Source organism: Pseudomonas sp. ADAK2 (assembly GCF_012935755.1).
Lineage (GTDB): Bacteria > Pseudomonadota > Gammaproteobacteria > Pseudomonadales > Pseudomonadaceae > Aquipseudomonas.
Map to the genome: position 1 here is coordinate 893,291 of NZ_CP052862.1, position 21,476 is coordinate 914,766.

Below are 21,476 nucleotides of genomic sequence, written 5' to 3' on the forward strand. Positions count from 1 at the left end.
CCCTGACGTTCTTGGGAAAATCGACAAGGAGAAAGGGTCAATGGACTTCATTATCGATTTGATAGCTCATCGCATTGGCGTTTTTGTGCTGGGCTTGCTGAGTGGCGGCTGTTTCAAAGGAGAGAGTGGTTTTGCCTGGGGCTGGGCAGTTGTCGTCGGTGGGCTGATTCTGCTCTCTCCATTCGCAGCATTCATAGCCTTGCTCATCTATACCAGTGTCCCGTGAATTGATGTCTGTTGTAGGTCGATAACTGCCCATCGCGACAGGCACCAATCGGCTAGAAATGGACTTTCACTTATATTGACAATGCGGCGACCGATCCTATTGGCTATCGATTCCTCACATAGGCATTTTGGTCTTCAGATATCATGCGCGATGTTTGCCCTGCTATTTCAAGCGAGAGTTGTATATACAGGCGAGACGCTTGATGTTAGCCAAGGTGTCGAGCGACAGAAAACTGGCCAATGAATAATTCGGATAACCCTGAGCATGCACCAATTAATGGCTAATAGATTTATTTTTATCAGCATTGCAATACTCTGTTCTGGCTGTACATCATATGCGTCCAAACCGACAATCAACGAACACGTTGAAACCGGAATAATAGAAATTATCTCCAGCTACAGCTACGAAATGGACTCCCCATTGAAAGGCAGTCGCTTTGGCAAAGACGCATACGCAGTGACACAAAAAACCATTCCAAATGCAAAGGATCTTAGCTCCAAGCTTACAGATTCGACACTCCCTACGTTAGAGATAAAGATCTCAGAATTTCCATTTGGCGGTGCTTGCGGACAAGAATATTTAACTGGCTTGAGTCTTGGTTTGATTCCTAGTTGGTGTACAAGGCCAAACCTGTTTAAGTTTAATTTCACCCTAAATAACGATCACGGCTTTTGCAGGCAAAAAACCTACTCAATAAGCTCCACATCATTTTCACATCTATTATTGATTCCATTTGCCATACTAGAAGCCGATAACCAACCATTAACTATTTATCAGGCTGCTCTCAAATATTTCCTTCAAAGTACTCAATGTACAACGCTCTGATAGGCAGCTCAGGTGCTTCGCTCCGCCACCACGGCGGCCCTTTCATTTAAAGCGTTGGCGCCGTTTGGGATCGAAATTTATTTCAGGTGAGTGACCGCTTCTGGCCGTTCTCTGTCCTTCACGACCGACTGCTTCTGGCCGATAACAGCCTGTCAGGACGATCGACTTTCCTCCCATTGCAGTCATTGATAACCCCCGTTGATTGACGTGCGCGAGCACTTAGACATTGAAAGCAAGTGCCAGGATCGGGCTGCCACCCGAAACGACGGCTCGCCAGTTCACAAAAGCGGCGCATTCCACCAGAGCTTCAAATTGTTCAGGACAGCGATGCTTGAAACTCTGGGCATTGTCGATGACCAATGAGAGTGTTTGTCCGCTTTGAACGTGGACAGACGACATTTCTGCGCTGGGGTCATCGAGGTATGCAAGGCAGTCAACCCAAGCGTCCATATTGCGGCCGTAGAAACCAGGGAAACCGAATTTTTCTGCGAATACGCTGTGGAATGTTTGCCAGTCAGTTATCAGGTTTGCATCCACTCGCACCATTGTCAGATCAACCTCCGTCGAATTAGAAAAAACAGGTATGGCGGTCTCGCGAGATGAAGTCAATTGCTGACAGCATATTCGCGCAACCTTGGGCTCGATCCGCGACAAACGACGTTCCAGCGGCCGTTGCTGGCCGATTTCTGCCTGTCGTTAGGAGCTGCAATCGACCCAAAGCAGCCGTTCAAATTCACCCAACTGAAACCAGCGCCGATGTTGAGCGTTGTAGGAAAGGTCAGATCTTCTGGAGGGGGTATCCAGGCTGGAGGAGCGTCGCTACCGCAAGTACGAGATCGTCCAACGCCCATGGTTTATGCAGATAAATCGTTGATGGCGGAACCATCGCCTCTTCGATTGCATATCCCGATGTTAAAATCGAAGCTACGCTAGGCCATTTGCCCTTCACCATTGCGATGAATTCGGCGCCTTGTATCTGACCTGGTTGCCCCTGATCCACGATCACAAGCGGGCAGTGGCCATGAGCCTCTAAAAGATAAGTTAACGCATCGTCAGCGCTTCCGAAGGCGCAAGACTCGATGCCGATTTCAGACAAAATATCTGTCATGAGCGCACACAGGGTGGGGTCGTCTTCAATGACTATAATTTCCCCTGATACGGGAAGTAAATGATTCCATCCTACGTTCACAAGCGTGTCCTTTTTTCTTCGGAAAAAGCTACCTTGTATGAAATCGCCCGTCTTTCTAGGTGACTACATGGGTCCAACGACCTGGTCGTTATTGGAAAACACACGAAACCATAGGGGCTGCTATGTCTTCCTCTCTTATTTCAAATTTAACAGATAAATCAGATCAACGTCCCCAGTCGGGAATTTACGCCTTGGTGAATACGTCTGCTCAGCACAGGGTGGCCATACGCTCCTTGGCTGCGGAGGTATCGGAGGAACGTAAGCGATTTTCTCAACAGCGAGAGATATTCAATAATCGAATTTTAGAGCTGAAAGAAATGCTCGAGGCCATAGACATACAGGAGCGCTTGCTGCCAAAAACATTACCGGGTTGGCCCCATAGTGATTTAGAGGCGTGATAGGAGGCGTGAAGTGAGCGATTCATCTGACGAGGAGTATAGGGCACTAGCTTGCAAATGCATCTCGGACCTCGGCTAGTGCCTGCCATGGCTGAACTCCTAGTGTCGCTTCCCTGCATCCCGACACATGGACGAAATCAACCCCGGCCTCTCGCTGTTCAGCGTGGCAGGTCCTACAAATGAAAGTATCCTCTGAAATCTTCCATTTCGCGTGCCACTGCAGAAGTCTTTCCGTAGGCGTCATTGCTATTAGCTCTTAGATTCGGAAGAGATTTATCAGCTGCTTCAGTATGAAGGGTGCAAACGTTGACCAGCGTATGGGATTGATCCTACTCGCGATTCGATTTATTGGGTGAACCTCTTTATCCCTCCGAAGGACTGATTCGGGCAAAAGTGAAGGTGATAGTCCCGGGATAAGGTTGGGAGATCCAATCAGCTCATCCCTGTGCGACGGTGAGTCGGTGTATTCCCAGATAGTTCGATCTTGCTTTTGGTCTGACGCAGTCATGTATCGGCCGTCAGCTTTTGGCCGACTTCTGCCTGTCGCGACCGGCTGAAACCGACCCAAAGCGGTCGATCAAACTGTTTTGCAAAGAAACTTATTCCGCCAACGTAAATGACAGCAATTGTAATGCTCCGTCCGATTGGGGCTCGATAGCTAGCTATAGGGTGTACCATCAAACTCTGTCCATCAGATATCAGTCAGCCATGTCCACGCTAAGCGAAGAGAGCCGCCAGATCGTAGCTTCTCTGGCGCACCGTGTTGGCCCCAACGCTGACATCGCAAGGATCGCCCAGGCAATCATTTCAACCTTGCGTGATATGGATGTGGCTCTCACGCCCATCATCGGCAAACAAGGGGTTGTCGCGCTTTTTCGCCGCAGCCTCCATCTGTGCGCCTCCACTCATCCGCTTCTGGCCCGTACCTACGACAAAGTGCAGTCCGGCATGGATCTGACTGCCCTCAAGTCCATAATCGTTGAGCAAAGCAATGCCGATGCGCTGTTTTTCGGTGAAGTGTTGCTGACCACTTTCTACGAGCTGCTGACCACGCTCATCGGGCCTTCGCTCACCGAACGTTTGCTTCGTGGCATGTGGGAACCTTCTTTGAGCGACACCCCTTCGCAGGAAAATTCGCCATGAGCACCAAAGTGACTATCAACCGTCTGGCCACCGGCGTGCCAGGACTGGACGAGGTGCTGGGAGGAGGATTGCCGGAGTTTTCGTTCAACCTGATTGCAGGCCCGCCTGGCTGCGGCAAAACCACCCTGGCGCATCAGATGATGTTCGCCCTGGCGACACCCGAACGCCCGGCGCTGTTTTTCACGGTGCTCGGCGAGCCGCCGCTGAAGATGCTGCGTTACCAGCAGCAATTCGACTTTTTCGACAGCGAAGCGATCAACCAGTCGATTCGCTATATCAACTTGGCTGACGACACCCTGGCCGGGAATCTGGACGAGGTGCTGCGGCGCATCGTCAGCGAGGTGGAGGCTCACTCTCCGTCGCTGGTGTTTGTCGATTCATTCCGCTCCGTGGTGCTGGCCAGCCAGACCCAGGACAACCCGAACAACAACCTGCCGCAGTTCGTTCAGCAACTGGGCATGTTGATGACCACCTGGCAGGCCACGACCTTCCTGATCGGTGAGTACTTCACCGAAACCGACACCAATCCGATTTTCACCGTGGCCGACGGCCTGATCTGGCTGCGCCAAAGCGTTGAGCGCAATTCGATGGTGCGCAAGATGGAAATCATGAAGATGCGCGGCCAGCCGACGCTGCCCGGGCTGCACACCTTCCGCATCGCCACATCCGGGATCAAGGTCTTTGCACCCGCCACCCTCAACCCGGTTGAAGCACCGCTGGAATTCCCGATCAAGCGCCTGAAAATGGGCGTGCCACAGCTCGACGAGATGCTGGGTGGCGGCCTGCCCCGTGGCTATTCCTTGCTGGTGGCCGGGCCGTCGGGCTCGGGTAAAAGTATTCTGGCAGCGACCTTCCTGGCCGAAGGCGCGCGCAATGGCGAAAACGGCGTGATCGCGGTGTTCGAACAACGGCCCAACCACTCGCAGAACGCCACCCTTTCGGGCCTGATCCAGAGCGGACAGGTCGGCCTGGTGGACAGCCGCGCCCCGGACCTGTCCATCGATGAAATCGTGCATTTTCTGCTCAGCGAGATCAGCCGGCTGAAAGCCACCCGCGTGGTGATCGATTCGTTGTCTGGCTTCGAGCTGGCGCTGGCACCGACCTTCCGCGAAGATTTTCGCGAGTCGCTGTCGCGCATGGTCACTGCCTTGACGAGCGCCGGGGTCAGCGTATTGATGACCTCAGAGCTGGAAGACCGCTACACCGACTTGCGCTTCAGCCCTTACGGCACAGCATTTCTTACCGACGCCATCATCGTTCAGCGCTACATTGAAGTGCAGAGCCGTTTGCTGCGCATCATGGCGGTGGTCAAGGTGCGGGCCAGCGCCCATTCCGATGAATTGCGCCAGTACCACATCGACAATAACGGTTTGCAGATCGGCGAAATGCTGCCAGATCAGGAGGGGCTGCTCGGTGGTCGACCGACAAAACAGAATTTTGGAGCGGTACGCACAGGAGATAAAAATGTTTGAGCTCGACTCATGAGTAACGCCGGAGGCAAGAATGAGCGTGAGATGGCCAATGCGGCTCACGAACTCTTCCTGCTTGGCCAAAAAACTGTTGAAGCACGCGCCGTATTAGCAGCACTGCAAAAACAATTGAACGACGCCAGTAGCCGGCTGGTGGATACCCAGCAGGTCGAGCAAGTGATCGAGGCCAATCAGCAGTTGGTGCTGGCGATTCTGCTAGCACAATCAGATGCTGCAGCCCCCCCTCACTTGGAGGAGCAGCGTTTGTACCAGGAGCTGCGCGAGGCTAACGCGCAGCTGGTCATAGCTGCGCTCAGCGCTCAAGACCTTCAGGCTGCAGCCGAGCGTGCATTGAGTCAGCAGAAAAGCGTACTTGCGATGGTGGCCCATGAGCTGCGAAATCCATTAACACCCATCAGCATGATTGCAGAACGTATGGTTCGACTACCTAGCGATCAGCTACCTCGAATGCGTGAGTTGATCGAGAGCCAAGTACAGCATATTTCACAACTGGTCGACGATCTGCTTGACGTCTCCCGCGCGAGCACGGGCAAGTTGCGAATTGATCGCCGCGATGTCGACATGCTGCAAATTCTGAGTGACGCTGTTGATGCGTGTGGCCCTGTGATGACCGAGCAAAAACAGCATTTCGACGCCCATCTTCCTGATGGCATCTTGATGGTGAGTGGTGACCCAGGACGCCTGGCTCAAATTCTCCATAATCTACTGGCGAATGCGGCCAAGTACACTCCGGCCGACGGTAGTATCAAGCTGTCTGTAACGGTAGAGGCCGACGTTTTGAAGATAAGTATTTCCGACAATGGAATCGGTGTCTCGGCTAAAGCACTGCCTTTTATTTTTGACCCTTACGTTCAGGACGAACACGCCATAGGTTTCAACGGGGCCGGCTTGGGCATTGGGTTGACCGTAGTTCGGGAGCTGGTGGAAGCACACGGCGGCAAGGTCATCGGTACGAGCGAGGGTAATGGGAAGGGGAGTGAGTTCGTGGTGACGTTACCGTTGGTCAACCATTAACTTCTCATTAGCGCCAACTGGCGGAAAACCGAAAAACTGGAGCCTTAGCTTCGGAGACTAAATTTCCAGAAGCGTTTGCCAGTGTCAGCCTGTGGTTGCGGAGCAAGGGCTACCTCGGAAAGCTTAATGGGCAAAGCTCATCGCGAAGGTGAGGGCCCTTTGTTTGAGACCCTAATTGATCGTCCACTCGAGCATTACAATCTACCCATGAAAGACAACCACTTTGTCGCTCTGCACTTATGTCTTTGTATTATATGGATCGCGACAGTCATCTCGGTGATCTATTGGTTCAGTCCCGTAACACGTTGATTGAAACCACCTAGCTCCCTCAGTTGAATTTCCCCCTGCTACGAATGACTGCTAATGGCCGTTCTTTGCCTGTCGCGAAGGACGGCAACCGACCCATAGCGGACTCTGACCAGCATTTGGTTAAAGGGGGGGGGCTTTAGCCCGTCCCATTGAGCGAAGTGAACGATTTGAACCAGTTGTTATGCATGTTTTACTAGCCGTTTCTTTAAATGATACAGGTTAGTGCCGATTGGGCGATCCTCAAGAACACCATAAATCTCATACCCATGCCGCTCATAGAAATTTTTAGCATCAACGGTTTTTAAGAATGCAACTACTGCCCCATTGTTGGCACCAATCGCTTCTGCTTTTTCCAAAAGCATAGATCCTACTTTTTTACCGCGATGAGATTCCTTAACCCAAAAGGTGTCAATTTCTAAGCCATCCCAGTAACAACTACAGCTTATTGCACCGATGTAGTCGCCTACTTCATCGTGTGCAACCACCATAAATATTTTATCTTCCGATTCTGGTGGTAGATTTGGATATTGAATTCGAAGATATTCTGAAAACCTATTACTCAGAACTCCTTTATCCTTTTCTGTTGGAGAACCCAATACATCAATCTTGATTTCCACTTTATTGTTCCTTGAATTCAACTTTTAGGTGCCAAACGGCTTTTGGCATAACATTCCATGTTTAAGCGTAACCCCTTGAGCAATCCAAAAAAATCGACGTTGTAAACGCGACATCAAGAAGGGGGAAAGCGACATATTACTTTGCACATTACTGACGTATTAACTGCGTGTCCATGGTCTGCTTTTGGCCGTTTTCAGCCTGTCGCAACCAACTAAAAATGAGCCTGCTGGACGTTGGAATCAATACCCGAGACCAGTCTGGCCAAGTCGCAGGTGGCGTCGAGTCGGGCCGGGCTGTCGCAGACGGTTGGCGTGGGCTTGTCGGGTTCGCGGGGGGAGGGCGGAGATAGCACCACCAACACCACCTCAAGCGGGGTCAAGAACAGCGTCAGCGCTACCTTGCCCGCCAGTTGGGAGTCGGACCTGTGGGGCAAGGTACGCCGTAGCATCGAGTCGAGCCAAGCGACGGCCCAGCAATCCGATGCCTTGCTGGCTGGGGTGCGGCTGTCCATCAGCTCCAGCGTAGCCAGTAACTACTTCGCGCTGCGGCAGATGAATATCGATGTGCGGTTGTAGCAACAGCAACAGAAGATCAATCAGCAGCTGCTGGACATGATCCATTCCCAGTACACTCAGGGTGTTGCCACAAACGCCCAACTGCTGGTAGCCCAGGATCAACTGACTACCTCAATTGCCGATCTGCAGACCTCGCTGCGCGATCGCGAGCAATACGAACATGCCTTGGCGGTGCTGGTGGGCGTAGCACCGAGCGAGTCTGCTGTAGCATCTCGAAATGACTTCACCTTCGTCCTGCCTCGGCCACCGCTGACCTTGCCTTCGACCCTGCTCCTGCGCCGCCCCGATGTGGTGGCTGCCGAACGCTCGGCGGCGGCCAATGTTCGGTAGTCAGGAGGCGCAGTTGCGCGCTGGCACCGTCAGCCAAGAGGCGGTGCTTACCCAGCAACTGGTGTTGCCGCAAGCCGAGCAGAACCCAGTCAGGGAAGTGTCGCGCTGATCCAGAGCCTGGGGGGAGGCAGGCAAGCCATCGGGCACTGAACGGCTAGGGTGCACCATGCAATATCCGGGTCTGCGCGTTATCGGATATTGCATTCCAGCCTTTTTGGTTTTGTTGTGCAGCACAATGGCAGTAAGTGCTTGTTGATCGACCTAACGTCATCACCAGCATGCCAAGGCTTCTGGGAGAGGACGGTCTAGGGCAGCTCTGCAATAGTACAGCTAAGCTAACAGACATGTTTTATTTCATGAAACGCAGAAATGAAAATGGCATAGGCTGATACACGTGACTCGTTTATGCTGGCCTGGTGCAATCTGCGCTGTCAGAATATTTGGACTATCAGACGACTTGAGCGAGTGACACACGCTGCGGGCTTGGCTAGTTGAATGCATAGGCGTGTAGTGCGCCGGTACTGAAGGGTCAGCTCTACGTTTCCCAGTGGGGGGAGGCATTTGTGTCCGTTGCGTATGTCATCTACCAGAGAGTCAAACGCCTGAAGAAAGGGCAGCCCTTCATCGGCACGAAGTTCGCCTCAGTCGGCTCTCGCTCTGCGGTCAATAAAGCACTTTCCAAATTGGTACTCGCAGGCTTACTAGAACGCGTGGCCCGAGGCGTATACATGCGCCCCAAGTTGAACAGCTACATCGGTCCAGTACGTCCGAGCCCCCTCACGGTTATGAAGGTAATCACCACAGCTAACGGTGAGACGATACAGGTACATGGAGCGGAGGCAGTCCGCAGGTTAGGCCTCAGCACACAAATGCAGGTGCTACCAACTTATTATACAAGCGGCTCTTCACGCGAAATCAAAATCGGGATTGCCTTGGTGCGTCTCAAGCATGTATCTAAAGACCGCCTTCAGCATGCCGGTACGAATCTAGGATTAGTACTCACGGCTCTCCACTACGTTGGAAAGCCGGGGATGTCCAAGGAGATTCTGTCAAAAATCACTGATACGCTGAGCAATGAAGAGTTTCGCAAACTTCTAGATTGCAAAATGCCGAAATGGATGCGGTCCTGCCTTACCTCATTACCTATCAGTTGGAGCTAGCGCGATGGCGAGGGAATTATGGCTGCCTTGGTCAGCGGCGGCAGCGGGCGTACAAACGCCATGGACGAGCCACCCAATCGTGGCTATGCCCTCAAAAACCGACATGAACGTACACATACCGTTTCCCCGTTGCGACCTAGAGCTTTAGCAAGGATGAGGATCAGGCTTGAATTAAGCTGATCGGTGTGCACCTTTCGTAAGTGACAGGCGCGGGTGTACGGTGGAGCTTGCATATTATATCAACCTTCACCCTAAACTTTTGCTGAAGCTGCTGGGAGATCAAAATGACCATGCCGGAAGAGCGCACTCGCGCGGTGATTCAGACTCGCGAATTCTTAGTTGAGCTATACCGCGATAAATCTCTTCCCGAAAAAATAAGGCGCGATGCCAAGTTTCTTTTGCGACATTACCCAAGCAAAGCTGACATGGTGCTAGCAGCCCGACTCGAGGAGCAACCCGCTTTGTTAACAGGGCTCATCGGGCCCGTTTTCAGCTTACCAGGCGATGATTGAAGCAAAGCTGTCTCGCCTCCGCTCTGTTCTATCTGGTGTGACGAAGATCGGTCTCTGCACAGAACAAGACACGCATAGCAGGGAGTGTGAGATCGATGTCGTCCCTCAACGAATAGGTAGAGCCGCTGGTCACCTTGAATACTAGGAAATGGGCGCCATCCGTGGGAGCTTCTACGAGCGAGACCTGTTGCAGCGGCTCCATTAACCATCTGGCTTGACCATTCATATATGGCGGGGTTACCAACTGCACCTGCTCGATCCACGTTCGTTTCGACTGGTAATCGACGTACTGCTTAAGCTCATGGGCGTGATATAGCATCAGCATGGTGGCATTTAATTCCCGCCCATAGCGGCGTACCACCTGTAGGTAGAACCAAGGCAAGATCAACTCCTGCTCGACGCAGCTCCATAATTGCTGGTTGGGAGCGGAGCACAGCTCATCGGGCAGCTCCAATCCGATTTCTGTATGACGGTAAGTAGTGAACATAGCCACCTCAAAATGAACACTATAGATTGTAGCTCTATAGGTTTCGAGAGCGCTTCATCGTTCCTTTTGCGGAATCGGCAAATTGGAACTCAATACAGCGTTTGGCCTTGCGCTCAAACAGGTCCGTAAGCGACAGCAGCTCACCCAAGAAGACTTTTCAAATATCAGCAGCCGGACGTATCTGAGCACCTTGGAGCGAGGCCTGAAAAGCCCCACACTGGAAAAGCTGGAACAGTTGTCCTCAGTGCTCAACGTCCATCCACTGACCATGATGGTTGTTGCATATATGCACAAAGAAAATCGGCAAAATGTATCCGATCTTCTCAAAAATATTGAAATAGAATTAGCTTCGCTTTCACCCAATGACACCGCTTCACTTGCACATGATCAAAAGAGTCCGAGCCAACCATAAGCCTATCCGGGCGCCGAGAATGGCGGCCTTGCAGCGTGTTGCACATAGCCGTAGCGGTTGCCATGGTCACTGCAATGGCAGCCGGACCTACGCTCGTTCTGTCTGCGTCTGGAACACTTCAATCAGCTTCTGGTTGAAATCGTCCAGCAGTAGGAATTCGTGACAACCATGGCCTCATCACAGCCGTAGAACGCTTTAGCAGAGATCGCCTGCAACACCGCAGTGTTGCCCACAGAACCTGTGGAGTTTTTGGCCTGTATGACCATGTTCTTGCCTACCCATCCGAGGCCGTTGGTCATTGATAAACCCCTAACTCAACCCGCTCCAGGTAGTCTTCGACAGCCTGAAACCCAAGAGAGTTATCGATAAGATCAAGAGGGACGTTGCCTGCAAGGTGCTTACAAGGTCGATCGAGCCATTCTTCGGCAAGCCGCTGTGTGCCAAAAACAGTCGTCGCGTGTTCTAGAACCTTCGCGTATTGAAAGGCCACCGCGCTCTGCTGGACGTTAAGGCGAGCTGTCTTCGAGTCATCACCCTGACGTTGGCTCGTTCGGATGGGCTTGCCGACGATCCGCCCGATGACCCTCGATGACGAGTAAAGCTCAGAGACCGAGAGCATGGCCTGAACATCTTTGAGGGCGAAACCCTCCCTGGCCAGCAAGAAAATACTGAGCTGGCTGAGCTGTTCGATTTTGACTTGGGTCAAGTATTCCGTAGGCTTACGGGCTGGCGGTGTCGATTTAGCTGTTTGGGTAGGAGGAGAAACCATCTGGCTGACTTCGTTTGCGACATTTGAAGCTAGCCTAGCCCGATTTGATGCGTCGCGCATGGTGGCCTGCACCGAATTGATCAGGTCGTCCGGCAAGTCGCCCAACGTAATTGAAATGCTGATGGGCACATTGACGTTGAGGTTGTAAAGGTCGGTATCCCCAAAGGGAGCACTACGCCTGGCGCCAAGACAAAGCTCGATGGCATCCAGGATGGTAAATTTTCCGCTGTCACCCGGCCGAATCAGGCAATTGAAGCCCGGGGGAGGGTGACTAGTAATTTCGCAAGCGGCAAGCACGCGAATTCCGGAAATCTGAAAACTACTCTGCATGATCTTGCTCACCGTTCGCAGTTCGAACCACATTGGCCATCAGCTCTAAAGCCCAGCAACCGCAGCACCGACCCGAGTAAAGAAAATATAGTGAATCAGTCTGACAGGTCGCAGCAGTAAAAAATTGCTAGAGCCACAGGGACTGAAGTATTAATTGGATATGACCGCAGATTTTCGCAGCGACCGTGAAAACCCCGAAGTAATGTATGGATAGCGCTTGAGAGGGAGGTTATCTTGCGATTAGTTCACGTTTTATCTGCAAAATTGCTTCGGCGGTCTGAGTGGTGGAACAGCGTCGGTAGACGGCAGAGTCTTAATCTCAAGCACGGGAAGTTCCAGCCAGACATATCATTTAACATAATATACATTACACGTAACAAAGTATTTCAGGATTAGCCTGGTTGCCCGCAGATTGCAGCAGCTCTCGGAAGTAATCTCTTTTCATTTTGAGAACTAAATCCCTTGCTTGGGTGCTTCGCTGCCAGGAAAAGACTTTACTTCTGCAGGCTTCAGAGCCCGTTCCGTGCGGCCCATGCGACCTTTCTTGTTCCTGAACCTTCTACACAGAATGCGAATATTGCGCAGAAATACTTGTGCTGGAGATCAAGCCAGCAGTTCTCAGAAGTAACGTGTAAAAAAATGGGAAGTAATCGTGTAAATCGAGCCTTTCGCCTCACGTTCACGGATTTGCTTGCAGATCACTTGTCCAGCAATCATCAGCGCACTACAGGCTCTGGCGCGGCCTTTGTGACCGTCATCGTTCATGATTCTACGTCATGAGCAGCGGATCCAGAAATGTCGCCCTTGATGAGAGTGATCGCGCATCGTATGCGGATTCGCCTATTCGTTTGATTGAAGGAGCTTTTTTGCGACCAGTTCGCTCGTTTACGGTATTACTTACGCGGCGAGTCCAGCCGAAAACACGTCGCTGCGTGAAATCTGAAGCGTTCAGCGTGGGTTGGTGCGCAGATTTGAAGGGCTGCTATGCGTGGTAAAGACAAACGCCGGCTGATTTAAATGCAGATGCTGCAGGTTAGGCGGTGCCACCTTGCGATTGAAGCCTGTGGTGCTTTCCTCCCACCAAATACCCTGAAAGCTCGCCAGAATTTGGCTGGACGAAAAGCTCAGAAAATACTAGTCCGATACCGTTGTTAACTACAATTTTGACTTGTTAACTACGGTGGTTAACAAGTCAAAAAACAAGTTTAAAGAGTAATACTGAACCTGCGTGTTAGCCCTTGATTCTCCTGGCGCGCCTGGGAATTCAAAGCTCCGTAATGCTGTCCGTACTCCGGGGTTTGCCAGTCGAAATGTATACCCCTATTATCACTTGCGTTTCACTGTCAACAGCGACCGTAATCATCGGATTCGGTAGGCGTTTTCCCGCCTTATCTACCAATATAACGTCGAGCTCAAACGTGCAAATTTCAACAGGCTTTTCCATTATTTGGCTCCCTGTTAGATTAGGTTGGAGCTCATCAGAACGTCATGAAACGTCATGAAACGTCATGTCTGACGAGTGATTTGCGCTATTGAAGATAGTCTTTGCACCACCGACCGCCAGAGGTACCTTAACAGTCTTTATTTGGAGAACATCAACCAACTCAACTAAACATCTATTTAGTTGAGTTACTAACTTACCTTGGTTTGGTTCGGGCACCCCTGCCGGAAGCTGTTAGTAATATCTGATAGCGCTCAGACTCGGATATTGCATGGTGCACCCTAGCCGTTCAGTGCCCGATGGCTTGCCAGCCTCACCCAGGCTCTGGATCAGCTGTGACCGTTGCGAAACGAGGACAAACTAGTGATTGTCGCTCTGGAGGCCTTGTGAATAAAGGCGTTCAGCCCATTGCTCGTTTTACGTATTCAGGACAAAAACCGCAACGCTCGGACGCTGCTTTACCAGGCGAAGCCCATACTGACGGGGCACTCATCTAGGAAGCCGAGCTATACGGTTTGCTCTAACATTCCGAGTTCATTGATCAGCCACCCTTGCGCCTCCAGCGCTGCCTTTCGCACAGCTCTCGCCTCCCCCTCGCCCAGCGCGCTGCTTCGAATAGCCAGGCACAGCAGGTGCGTTGGCCTAGTCATACCAACGTACATGAGCATCCTGTTCTTCCGGTAAGTCACTTTTTGCTCTTTCTTCACCAGAGGCTTACTCTCCAGCCAAGGCAGCATCATTTCCAGGAAGCGCTGCCCACTGAACGTTTCCACAATTAGGGTCGCCGAATGAGTCATGCCCTTTACGGAGTGCATGGACGCCAGTTGAACATCGACGGGGCCGTCTCCACTCTCCTCGGATCGATAGGTGTTAATGGTTTTACGTGGTACCTCGGACTCGGCATCGACCGTGTCCCCTGGTTCTGTCCACGCCAGGTATCACTTTCTATCTGCCTCATACGAAAGGCGATCGACAACACCTAGGAGTGACATTCCACACCCCTGCCCTAAAAAAGCTGTGTCCCGTTCAGGCTTACATCAACTGGATCACAGTGGCCGGCATTGCGCGCGGGCCGGTGTTCAGGAAGGTGGATCGTTGGGGTAACATCGCCGAGAGCGGCATCAACTCGAACAGCTTGATTCCTCTACTTCGACGTATTCTCAAGCAGTCAGGTGTCTCGGCTGAGCTTTATAGCAGTCACTCCATGCGCCGTGGATTTGCGACTTGGGCTTCAGCTAACGGCTGGGATATCAAAGGATTGATGAGTTATGTGGGGTGGAAGGATGTGAAGTCGGCGCTTCGGTATGTGGACGCGAGCACGTCCTTTGGAGGCATGGCGCTGCGCGCGGCAACTCCAAAGCTCGATGCGCATTAAGCCCCCCCCCCAATGCAGCTTTACAACTCCCTGATGGTTCTTAAAAAGCCGGTGCCGTCGACGTCACTGCGCGAGGCCCGAGTGTTACACAGGCGAAAACTGAGATCCTTCGAAGCAATACCTGCGTGACGGCGAACGATATCTTGAAAATCGCACAGTTCCGCTCCAGCAACCCCAGATCGCAGCCAAGCAAATAGAAGCAGGCCGGAAAGTTTTTTACTTTGCGCCATAAAAGTGTCGATTATTTCCCGATCTACGGATCCGACCGAGCACAAAGCTTACGGCCGTCTGCTGCGCTGGAGAGTGTAATTTCAATGTTGGCCACGATGAAGGACGAATGAAAAATGGCGTTCTAGTATGCATCTCCAAATATCCTCCTCTGAGAGGAGCGGCCCAATCAGGCGTGCTCCGCGGCTATGGAGGTGTCAGGAATCGTCCAAGGAAGACAATCCACCGAGATTACCGCCGCCTCCCAGCGAGGTGGCACACCTAGTCTGGAGACGGTGAATGGCAAACGTGGAGTTGTCACCTGCATCCCATCCCAGCAGACGTTGCACTTCGCTGGGCAGCTGCTTGAGCGTATCAAACGCACAGACAAGTACTGGTTTTCTTCCTGACGCACATTGCCCAAGTCGAGGGCCATTGTTAATCCGGTGCAGGGCTTGTCAGTGGCATTGGTAGTTGCCCTTCGACTGTAAGATTTTCTTTTTCACTTTGGGGTGAGCTACGCAAAGTATTTCCGGAGCAATCAGGCTGGATCAACGCCAGGCTATGGGAAAGTGCAATACCTTACGGCCCTCATCGCCGGAATTGAATCCTATCCGTAGTGAGCAAAATAAGAAGTTACTTAATGTTTCTGGAAATTGTCTGCGTTAACTATTTCGTGGCGCCGACCTGTGTCTTTTTCGATCTCTTATTTTGGCCTGTTCTCGCCTTTTTTTAGAATTTCAGACCCTACATAATTTCAACAGTTTGACAATAACGGGGAGCACGCCAGAGAGTGAGCCCTTATCGACCTCATCGACTAAACACAGTGCCCGCATAGTTATCAATCATGCCTCACCAAACACTAACCAACCCAAGGAATCAGAATGAACAATACAAAACTAACTCTATTGTCGGCAATGTTGAGCTCCACATTGTTCACCAGCCTCAGCATGGCATCGGAGACGGCCACCGAGCCACTTAAAATGGCTGTTCAGTCAACGCATCTCCGCATACTCCTAACCAATGATGATGGCTGGAATGCACCTGGAATTAGAGCCGCTTACGCTGCGCTGACTAAAGATGGCCACATAGTGACGGTGGTGGCTCCTTCTAACGGACAGTCTGGCTCAGGAGCTCGAAAGACATATTGGGGTAAAATTTCCGCTGTTCATCCCGACCTCTCCAAATCACCAGAATATAAAAATGCGGATGTATGGTCAGTAGGCCCTGTAAAAAATGGAACAACCGCCGGTGAAGGTAGCAGTGCGGTTCCTGGTTCTCCCGCAGATTCTGTTCTGTTTGGGCTTTCCTCAGTGTTTGAGAATAAAAAGCCAGACCTGGTGATCGCAGGGACAAACTCCGGTCAAAATACCGGGTCAACGGTCAGCAACTCGGGCACATTTGGTGCCGCTCTTGAAGCCGCAAAAGAAGGTATTCCCGCCATTGCGATCAGCCAGGAGATCGGAGGTGATTATGATGTTAACAGCACTGAGACGCCTGACTTTGGCCATGCATCTTCCTACTTGGTTAACCTTGTTAGAGCACTGATTAATAACGCCGATCAAAACGCCCTACTTCCGCAACACACCGTACTTAATGTCAACTACCCAAGGCACGAAGCGAAAGGTACCAAGTATACGTCTCTCGCAACGAAGGATTCATTCACTACGTCCTATGCTCAAAAAGCACCTGGAATTTATGAAATCGGATATTCATTTACTGGAGATAAAGAAAACACAGACACAGACGTTGGTGCATTGCTGCAAGGCTACGCCGCTGTCACCCTGATTGACTCAAGTTATGGCGTGCCCCCGGCCACAGGCTGGAATGCTTCAAGCTTGAAATTATCGAAGTAGCTTCTGTATTCAAATGGTCATTTTTTGGCCATTTGACATTTTTAGATGTCTCTGTGTGCTGCATTGAGAAAAAACTTACACTTGCATTCCCCTGTTCCCTATCGAGCATGCTGTTCAAGTTATTCCCCGCACTTTGGACTTGTGATCATCCAGGCATCTTCGAATGCTTTTTACATAGTGGCAGGCCATCCCAGAGCACAATGGTACTTTCTGAAAATAAAAAAGCCAAAACTGCAATCATTCAGTCTTGGCTTTCAGTATGTAAGCGGTCTGTCAGCGATTTGTACTGATCAACCCCAATGCCTCAGGAACATTATCAGCCTGTAGGAAAGTATGTGGGCTCACCATCTTTCCCCCCGTCTCGATCCAACCCATGTAGTTGTCACCCGCATCCCACCCCAGCAGACGTTGCACTTCGCTGGGTAACTGCTTGAGCGTGTCGAACGGTACAGACAAATACTGATTTTCTTCCTGACGGACACTGCCCAGGTCGAGGGCCATGGTTAATCCAGTACGGGGTTTATCAGTGGAGTTGGTGCCACCTCCGTGATAAGTCGAGCCAATAAACAACAACGCGGAACCAGCAGCCATCTCAGCATCGACAGTATCTTCAGGCATGGGGCAACGCTCGTCGTCCCATTTGTGGCTACCAGGAATCACTTTAGTGGCACCGTTGGCCGCGGTGAAATCAGTTAGCGCGACCATGATCTGCAACCGCGCTTCACGGCCATAGTGCGGGTGACGCCAAAGGAAGCTCGTATCGTCGCGATGCAGCGGTTGCTTACCCTGCCCTGGGTGAAGTTGGATTGCTTGGGTCATACCGATCTGAATTTGCGGGGTGATGGTTGTCCGCTCCTGGCCGAACCATACATCCACCGGTTTCTGCAGGATCCTGCGTGCAGCCCCCAGATACAAGGGGTGCATGACGACATCGACCATGCGCTTGCAGCGCGCGAACAACCGGCTTGCCCGGCGGGTCGATGTGCCAACGAAAACGTTTTCATGACCGAAACTGGAGGTGTCGAGCGCCGCCTCGATCTGCCCGTTGAGTTCAAGGAGGACATCATCTGGCATGAAGTCAGCAATGATGACACCGCCATCACGCTCGATGATCTCAACGACCTGTTCTACCGAAGCGTTGCCCGGCAGGGTCACAAGGGACAGCTTGGACATGAATGTATTCCTCAGGATGGGGGGGTGGTTTTTCTCAGGCGATCGACAACGGAAAAATACGCGCAAAGCGCTGAGACTCACTCTTGATGTATCCAGCCAATCAGGATGGCTTGCCATTGATTCTCCGGGCAAAGGTCGCCGGGTTTAAAGGCGCAAAGGGGTCAAAAAGGGGATCGTAGGCGACACGTCATCACGGTGTTCAAGGCGAACGCTCGACCACTGACGCCTTGCGCTACGTCCGCTCAGGACATGGCCATTGAGCAGCGGAAAATTGGCCCTCGTTCACCTGTTCGTCATCGTCAAGGTCGCCCTACGCTGAGTTCACCGGTAACGCGCAGGCGTAGCCCATGAACTCACAACTACAAGGGACCCTTGAATGGATATGAAACTGGCTGGAAAAGTCGCAGTGATCACCGGCGCGAGCACGGGGCTCGGTCGAGGCATCGCATTGAAACTGGCCGAGGAAGGCGCTCACCTGGTGATCGGCGACATCAGCGAGGCGAGCAATCCTGGCGGCTTCGACGAGCGACCTGAGCTGACAACCGCCGAGCTGATTACTCAACGTGGTGGCCAAGCGCTGTTCCAACATTGCGACGTGACCCGAAGCAGCGACTTGACGGCACTCGTCGAGGCAGCCACCCGGACGTTCGGGCGAATCGACATCATGATCAACAATGCCGGCGTTTATCGCGACGGCAAACTGATTCATGAGTTCTCTGAGGCAGAACTGGATCTGTGCCTGAACGTCAACGTGAAAGGCACTTTCTTCGGTTCCCAAGCCGCAGTCAGGGCATTCCTGCACCAAGGCGGGGGCGGCAACATCATCAACCTGGTGTCCACCGCAGGCCTGCAGGGTCACCCATGGCAATCTGTGTACAACGTTTCCAAGGGCGCCCAGGCCAACCTGACGCGTTGCCTGGCCATCGAATATGGTCACGAAGGCATTCGCGTGAATGGTATCTGTCCGACGTATGCCAAAACCGCCCTGACTCGCGCCTTGATGGAGCAGCCCGGCTATGTCGATGACTTCAGTGAAACGATTCCACTCAAGCGTTGGGGGGAAATCGACGATGTTGCCGATCTAGCGGTGTTCCTCGCCTCCGAGCGCTCAAGTTACATCCATGGCGCACTGGTGCGCATCGACGGCGGTGAAACCCTTTCCCGCTACTCGGTCTGAAGTTCACATCCCCTCTGACGAGGGGATTTTTATCAATGCAGACGCAAGCGCGGCCGAACCTTCCGTTGCAGCAGGTCCGCGATCATCATGAAGATCACCTTTCGCACGCCATACAACGAAGCCTGGTGCATGCGATACAGGGAAAGGTAAAACGCCCTGGCCAGCAAACCCTCAACAAATCGGCTGCCGGTCAAGTTGCCCATCAAGGTGCCTACTGCGCTAAACGAAGCCAGAGAAATCAGTGTCCCGTAGTCTTTATAATGAAACTCCCGCAGGGACTTGCCCGCGATGCGCAAGGCTATGTTTCGTGCCATCAACTGTGCTTGCTGGTGAGCGGCCTGCGCGCGCGGCGGTACAGTACGGCCTTCAGTCTCCGGGATCGGGCACGCGGCACAATCGCCCAGCGCGAAAATCGACTCATCGCGGGTAGTCTGCAACGTGCCTTGCACCATCAATTGATGGATCCGGTTGGTTTCGAGACCATCAATATCTTGCAAAAAGGCCGGCGCACGAATCCCCGCTGCCCAGATCCGGATATCGGCCTGAATAAACTCGTCACCACAGATCGTTAATCCGTCGTCAGTCACTTCATTGACCGCAGAGTTTCTCAACACTTCCACGCCGAGCTTGTGCAGCTCGCGATGAACAGCCTGGCTGATGCGTTCCGGCAGCACCGGTAAAACTCGCGGCCCCGCTTCGATTAAGGTAATGCACAGGTCTTCCGGGCAGGCCTTTCTCACGCCATAACCTTGCATCAAGCGTACGGCGTGGTGCAGCTCGGCACACAGCTCAATACCTGTCGCGCCGGCGCCTACAACGGCGATGCGCAAAGGCTGTGCCGCGTTGGAGGCATGCCCACTCAAATAACGACTCAGCAGCGCTCTGTGCAGCCTCTCAGCCTGAGCGCGACTGTCCAGGAAAAGACAATGTTCCTGGACCCCTTTTGTACCGAAGTCGTTGCTTTGACTGCCAACCGCCAATACCAGCGTGTCGTATGCTATTTCGCGCTCGTCACTGATGGGCTCGCCGGTTCCATCGATGCTGGTCGCCAATCGAATCTTTTTGTCTTCACGGCAGAGTCCGCTCATCCTCCCGTATTGGAAGTGAAAGTAATTCCACTTGGCCTGGGCCACATAGTTGAGTTCATCAACCGAAGGATTCAGAGAACCCGCGGCGACTTCGTGCAACAGCGGTTTCCAGATATGGGTAAGGTTGGCATCCACTAACGTAATGTGGGCCTTGTTCGATTTACCCAAGGTTTTACCCAGGCGAGTTGCCAATTCCAACCCGCCAGCGCCGCCGCCGACGATAACGATACGGTGAGTCAATACGATTACCCCAAATGCACTGTTCACCCTGAAGTCGTAACCTCAGGTCTATTCACAATCCAGCAACATGCCCGGTGGTATGACCCGTTAGAGTTCCTCACCCATTGCCTTCGAAAGTGCAACAGGTGAACACTCATCGCGTGAAGTCAGAGGTGCTGTTTGAACCACTCAATCGCGGTCGAGCTTGAGGCAGGGAATTCACTCAAGTAGGGATCGAAATGCCCGCAGTCGAGCAGCATCAACTGCTTGGGCTGCAACGCTCGCTCGTAGGCTTTCAGTGCCAGATCCGGAACGGTAACGGTGTCCTTTTTCGCCACAATCATCAGCAGTGGGGTTGGGCTGATGCGGTCGATTGCGTAAGCCGGTTCGTACTCGTTCAACAGTTCGATGCTTTTGAGGGTGACCTCGTTGCGCCAGCTTGGGGCAACGGCGCGGTGGCTATCCATGAAGTAGTCGTACGAGTCCTGGCCTGGCAAGGCGCAATCACTTTTCGGATCTTCATTCACCACTTCCATGACAATCGGCGGCTCACCGGCATAACGAGCGGCGCGATCTTGCTCAAAGTAGTCGATCACACCTGGGAGCAGGTCGGGACGAATAGCGAAACGTACGTCCATGGAACCGCTGATGGCTGGCACCTGTGAGGCGACGCATTTAACCCGACGATCAAACGCTGCAACTTGCAGTACGTGGCCACCGCTGTAGCTTGAGCCCCAAATGCCAATACGCTGCGCATCGACGACGTCGAGCGTGCTGGCGTGACTGATTGCATCGCGGTAATCACGAACCTGAAGCAGCGGATCGGCCTCCTGACGTGGCTGGCCTTCGCTTGCACCGAAATTGCGGTTGTCATAGATCAACACAGCAAAGCCTTCACGGGAAAAGGCCTCGCCGTATTTATCCAGATATTGTTCTTTTACCGCCGTAAAACCATGGGCCATGACAATCGTTGGATAAGGCGCCTTGAAATTGTCCCCCGGTGTAAACAGCCACCCTTTCAAGGTCAAACCGTCGGTTGTTTTAAAGCTTATATCGGTGCGCATCTGTCAGGCCCCTGTGTCGATAAATGAACTGACCGGTCTCGACTGGCGAACCGGATAGCTGTTCAAAGTATCGGGATGGTGGCTACTGC

Annotated in this window: 20 protein-coding genes and 2 pseudogenes; 13 read left to right on the forward strand and 9 right to left on the reverse strand. The window is 52.4% G+C overall.

Annotated elements, in window-relative coordinates; genetic code table 11:
- Positions 1-40 precede the first annotated feature (40 nt).
- Positions 41-226, forward strand: coding sequence for a hypothetical protein (locus HKK52_RS04045; RefSeq protein ID WP_169369647.1), 186 nt, complete (start codon positions 41-43; stop codon positions 224-226).
- Between the two features lie 264 nt (positions 227-490).
- Positions 491-1,051: a hypothetical protein gene (locus HKK52_RS04050; protein ID WP_169369648.1), complete on the forward strand. Its 561-nt coding sequence runs from the start codon at positions 491-493 to the stop codon at positions 1,049-1,051.
- A gap of 219 nt (positions 1,052-1,270) precedes the next feature.
- On the opposite strand, the gene HKK52_RS04055 is transcribed toward HKK52_RS04050, so the two are convergent.
- Both HKK52_RS04055 and HKK52_RS04060 read right to left on the reverse strand, forming a co-directional pair.
- Positions 1,271-1,705 (reverse strand): barstar family protein, encoded by a 435-nt coding sequence (locus HKK52_RS04055; RefSeq protein WP_237150685.1) that lies wholly within the window; start codon positions 1,703-1,705, stop codon positions 1,271-1,273.
- A 124-nt stretch (positions 1,706-1,829) separates the two neighbouring features.
- Entirely contained in the window at positions 1,830-2,240 is a 411-nt protein-coding gene (locus HKK52_RS04060) for a response regulator (RefSeq protein WP_169369649.1), read from the reverse strand.
- A gap of 122 nt (positions 2,241-2,362) precedes the next feature.
- On the opposite strand from HKK52_RS04060, the gene HKK52_RS04065 reads away from it, so the two are divergent.
- From HKK52_RS04065 to HKK52_RS04080, 4 genes are all read left to right on the forward strand, one after another.
- Complete coding sequence (locus tag HKK52_RS04065; RefSeq protein WP_169369650.1) at positions 2,363-2,638, forward strand: hypothetical protein; 276 nt, start codon at positions 2,363-2,365, stop codon at positions 2,636-2,638.
- Between the two features lie 708 nt (positions 2,639-3,346).
- Positions 3,347-3,781 (forward strand): hypothetical protein, encoded by a 435-nt coding sequence (locus HKK52_RS04070; protein ID WP_237150687.1) that lies wholly within the window; start codon positions 3,347-3,349, stop codon positions 3,779-3,781.
- A complete protein-coding gene (locus HKK52_RS04075; protein WP_169369651.1) occupies positions 3,778-5,253 on the forward strand; it encodes an ATPase domain-containing protein in 1,476 nt (491 codons plus the stop codon). The genes HKK52_RS04070 and HKK52_RS04075 overlap by 4 nt, the downstream gene beginning before the upstream one ends.
- A 9-nt stretch (positions 5,254-5,262) precedes the next feature.
- Positions 5,263-6,285 (forward strand): sensor histidine kinase, encoded by a 1,023-nt coding sequence (locus HKK52_RS04080; RefSeq protein WP_169369652.1) that lies wholly within the window; start codon positions 5,263-5,265, stop codon positions 6,283-6,285.
- Positions 6,286-6,773: 488 nt separating this feature from the next.
- Here HKK52_RS04080 and HKK52_RS04085 read toward each other — a convergent pair whose 3' ends face one another.
- Positions 6,774-7,211: a GNAT family N-acetyltransferase gene (locus HKK52_RS04085; protein ID WP_202027635.1), complete on the reverse strand. Its 438-nt coding sequence runs from the start codon at positions 7,209-7,211 to the stop codon at positions 6,774-6,776.
- A 258-nt stretch (positions 7,212-7,469) separates the two neighbouring features.
- Between HKK52_RS04085 and HKK52_RS04090 the strand changes: the two are divergent.
- The 3 genes and pseudogenes from HKK52_RS04090 to HKK52_RS04095 form a co-directional block, all read left to right on the forward strand.
- A pseudogene (locus HKK52_RS04090) lies at positions 7,470-8,267 on the forward strand (TolC family protein); the annotation flags it as partial.
- Positions 8,268-8,680: 413 nt separating this feature from the next.
- Complete coding sequence (locus tag HKK52_RS32500) at positions 8,681-9,277, forward strand: DUF6088 family protein (protein ID WP_237150689.1); 597 nt, start codon at positions 8,681-8,683, stop codon at positions 9,275-9,277.
- Between the two features lie 284 nt (positions 9,278-9,561).
- Positions 9,562-9,789: a BPSL0761 family protein gene (locus HKK52_RS04095; protein WP_169369653.1), complete on the forward strand. Its 228-nt coding sequence runs from the start codon at positions 9,562-9,564 to the stop codon at positions 9,787-9,789.
- A 28-nt stretch (positions 9,790-9,817) separates the two neighbouring features.
- Here the strand turns inward: HKK52_RS04095 and HKK52_RS32505 are convergent, their stop codons facing one another.
- Positions 9,818-10,276 carry a hypothetical protein gene (locus tag HKK52_RS32505; protein ID WP_237150691.1) on the reverse strand — a complete coding sequence of 153 codons (459 nt, stop codon included), beginning with the start codon at positions 10,274-10,276 and terminating at the stop codon, positions 9,818-9,820.
- A gap of 82 nt (positions 10,277-10,358) precedes the next feature.
- Here HKK52_RS32505 and HKK52_RS04105 point away from each other — a divergent pair, with 82 nt between their 5' ends.
- A complete protein-coding gene (locus HKK52_RS04105) occupies positions 10,359-10,688 on the forward strand; it encodes a helix-turn-helix domain-containing protein (protein ID WP_169369654.1) in 330 nt (109 codons plus the stop codon).
- 87 nt (positions 10,689-10,775) lie between these two features.
- Here HKK52_RS04105 and HKK52_RS04110 read toward each other — a convergent pair.
- Positions 10,776-10,963 (reverse strand): annotated as a pseudogene (locus tag HKK52_RS04110) (restriction endonuclease); the annotation flags it as partial.
- 20 nt (positions 10,964-10,983) lie between these two features.
- Entirely contained in the window at positions 10,984-11,457 is a 474-nt protein-coding gene (locus tag HKK52_RS04115) for an antitoxin Xre/MbcA/ParS toxin-binding domain-containing protein (protein ID WP_169374179.1), read from the reverse strand.
- A gap of 2,756 nt (positions 11,458-14,213) precedes the next feature.
- Here HKK52_RS04115 and HKK52_RS04125 point away from each other — a divergent pair.
- Both HKK52_RS04125 and surE read left to right on the forward strand, forming a co-directional pair.
- Positions 14,214-14,603 carry a tyrosine-type recombinase/integrase gene (locus HKK52_RS04125; protein ID WP_237150694.1) on the forward strand — a complete coding sequence of 130 codons (390 nt, stop codon included), beginning with the start codon at positions 14,214-14,216 and terminating at the stop codon, positions 14,601-14,603.
- Between the two features lie 1,091 nt (positions 14,604-15,694).
- Positions 15,695-16,666: a 5'/3'-nucleotidase SurE gene (surE, locus tag HKK52_RS04135; protein ID WP_169369656.1), complete on the forward strand. Its 972-nt coding sequence runs from the start codon at positions 15,695-15,697 to the stop codon at positions 16,664-16,666.
- A gap of 273 nt (positions 16,667-16,939) precedes the next feature.
- Here surE and HKK52_RS04140 read toward each other — a convergent pair whose 3' ends face one another.
- The gene (locus HKK52_RS04140; protein ID WP_178117440.1) at positions 16,940-17,839 is read right to left on the reverse strand and encodes a phytanoyl-CoA dioxygenase family protein; all 900 of its coding nucleotides are present in this window, start codon (positions 17,837-17,839) and stop codon (positions 16,940-16,942) included.
- Positions 17,840-18,215: 376 nt separating this feature from the next.
- Here HKK52_RS04140 and HKK52_RS04145 point away from each other — a divergent pair, with 376 nt between their 5' ends.
- On the forward strand, positions 18,216-19,016 hold the full coding sequence (locus HKK52_RS04145; RefSeq protein ID WP_169369657.1) for an SDR family NAD(P)-dependent oxidoreductase: 801 nt from the start codon (positions 18,216-18,218) through the stop codon (positions 19,014-19,016).
- 32 nt (positions 19,017-19,048) lie between these two features.
- On the opposite strand, the gene HKK52_RS04150 is transcribed toward HKK52_RS04145, so the two are convergent.
- Positions 19,049-20,344 carry an NAD(P)/FAD-dependent oxidoreductase gene (locus HKK52_RS04150; protein WP_169369658.1) on the reverse strand — a complete coding sequence of 432 codons (1,296 nt, stop codon included), beginning with the start codon at positions 20,342-20,344 and terminating at the stop codon, positions 19,049-19,051.
- Between the two features lie 146 nt (positions 20,345-20,490).
- Positions 20,491-21,387, reverse strand: coding sequence for an alpha/beta hydrolase (locus tag HKK52_RS04155; RefSeq protein ID WP_169369659.1), 897 nt, complete (start codon positions 21,385-21,387; stop codon positions 20,491-20,493).
- Positions 21,388-21,476: the final 89 nt, after the last annotated feature.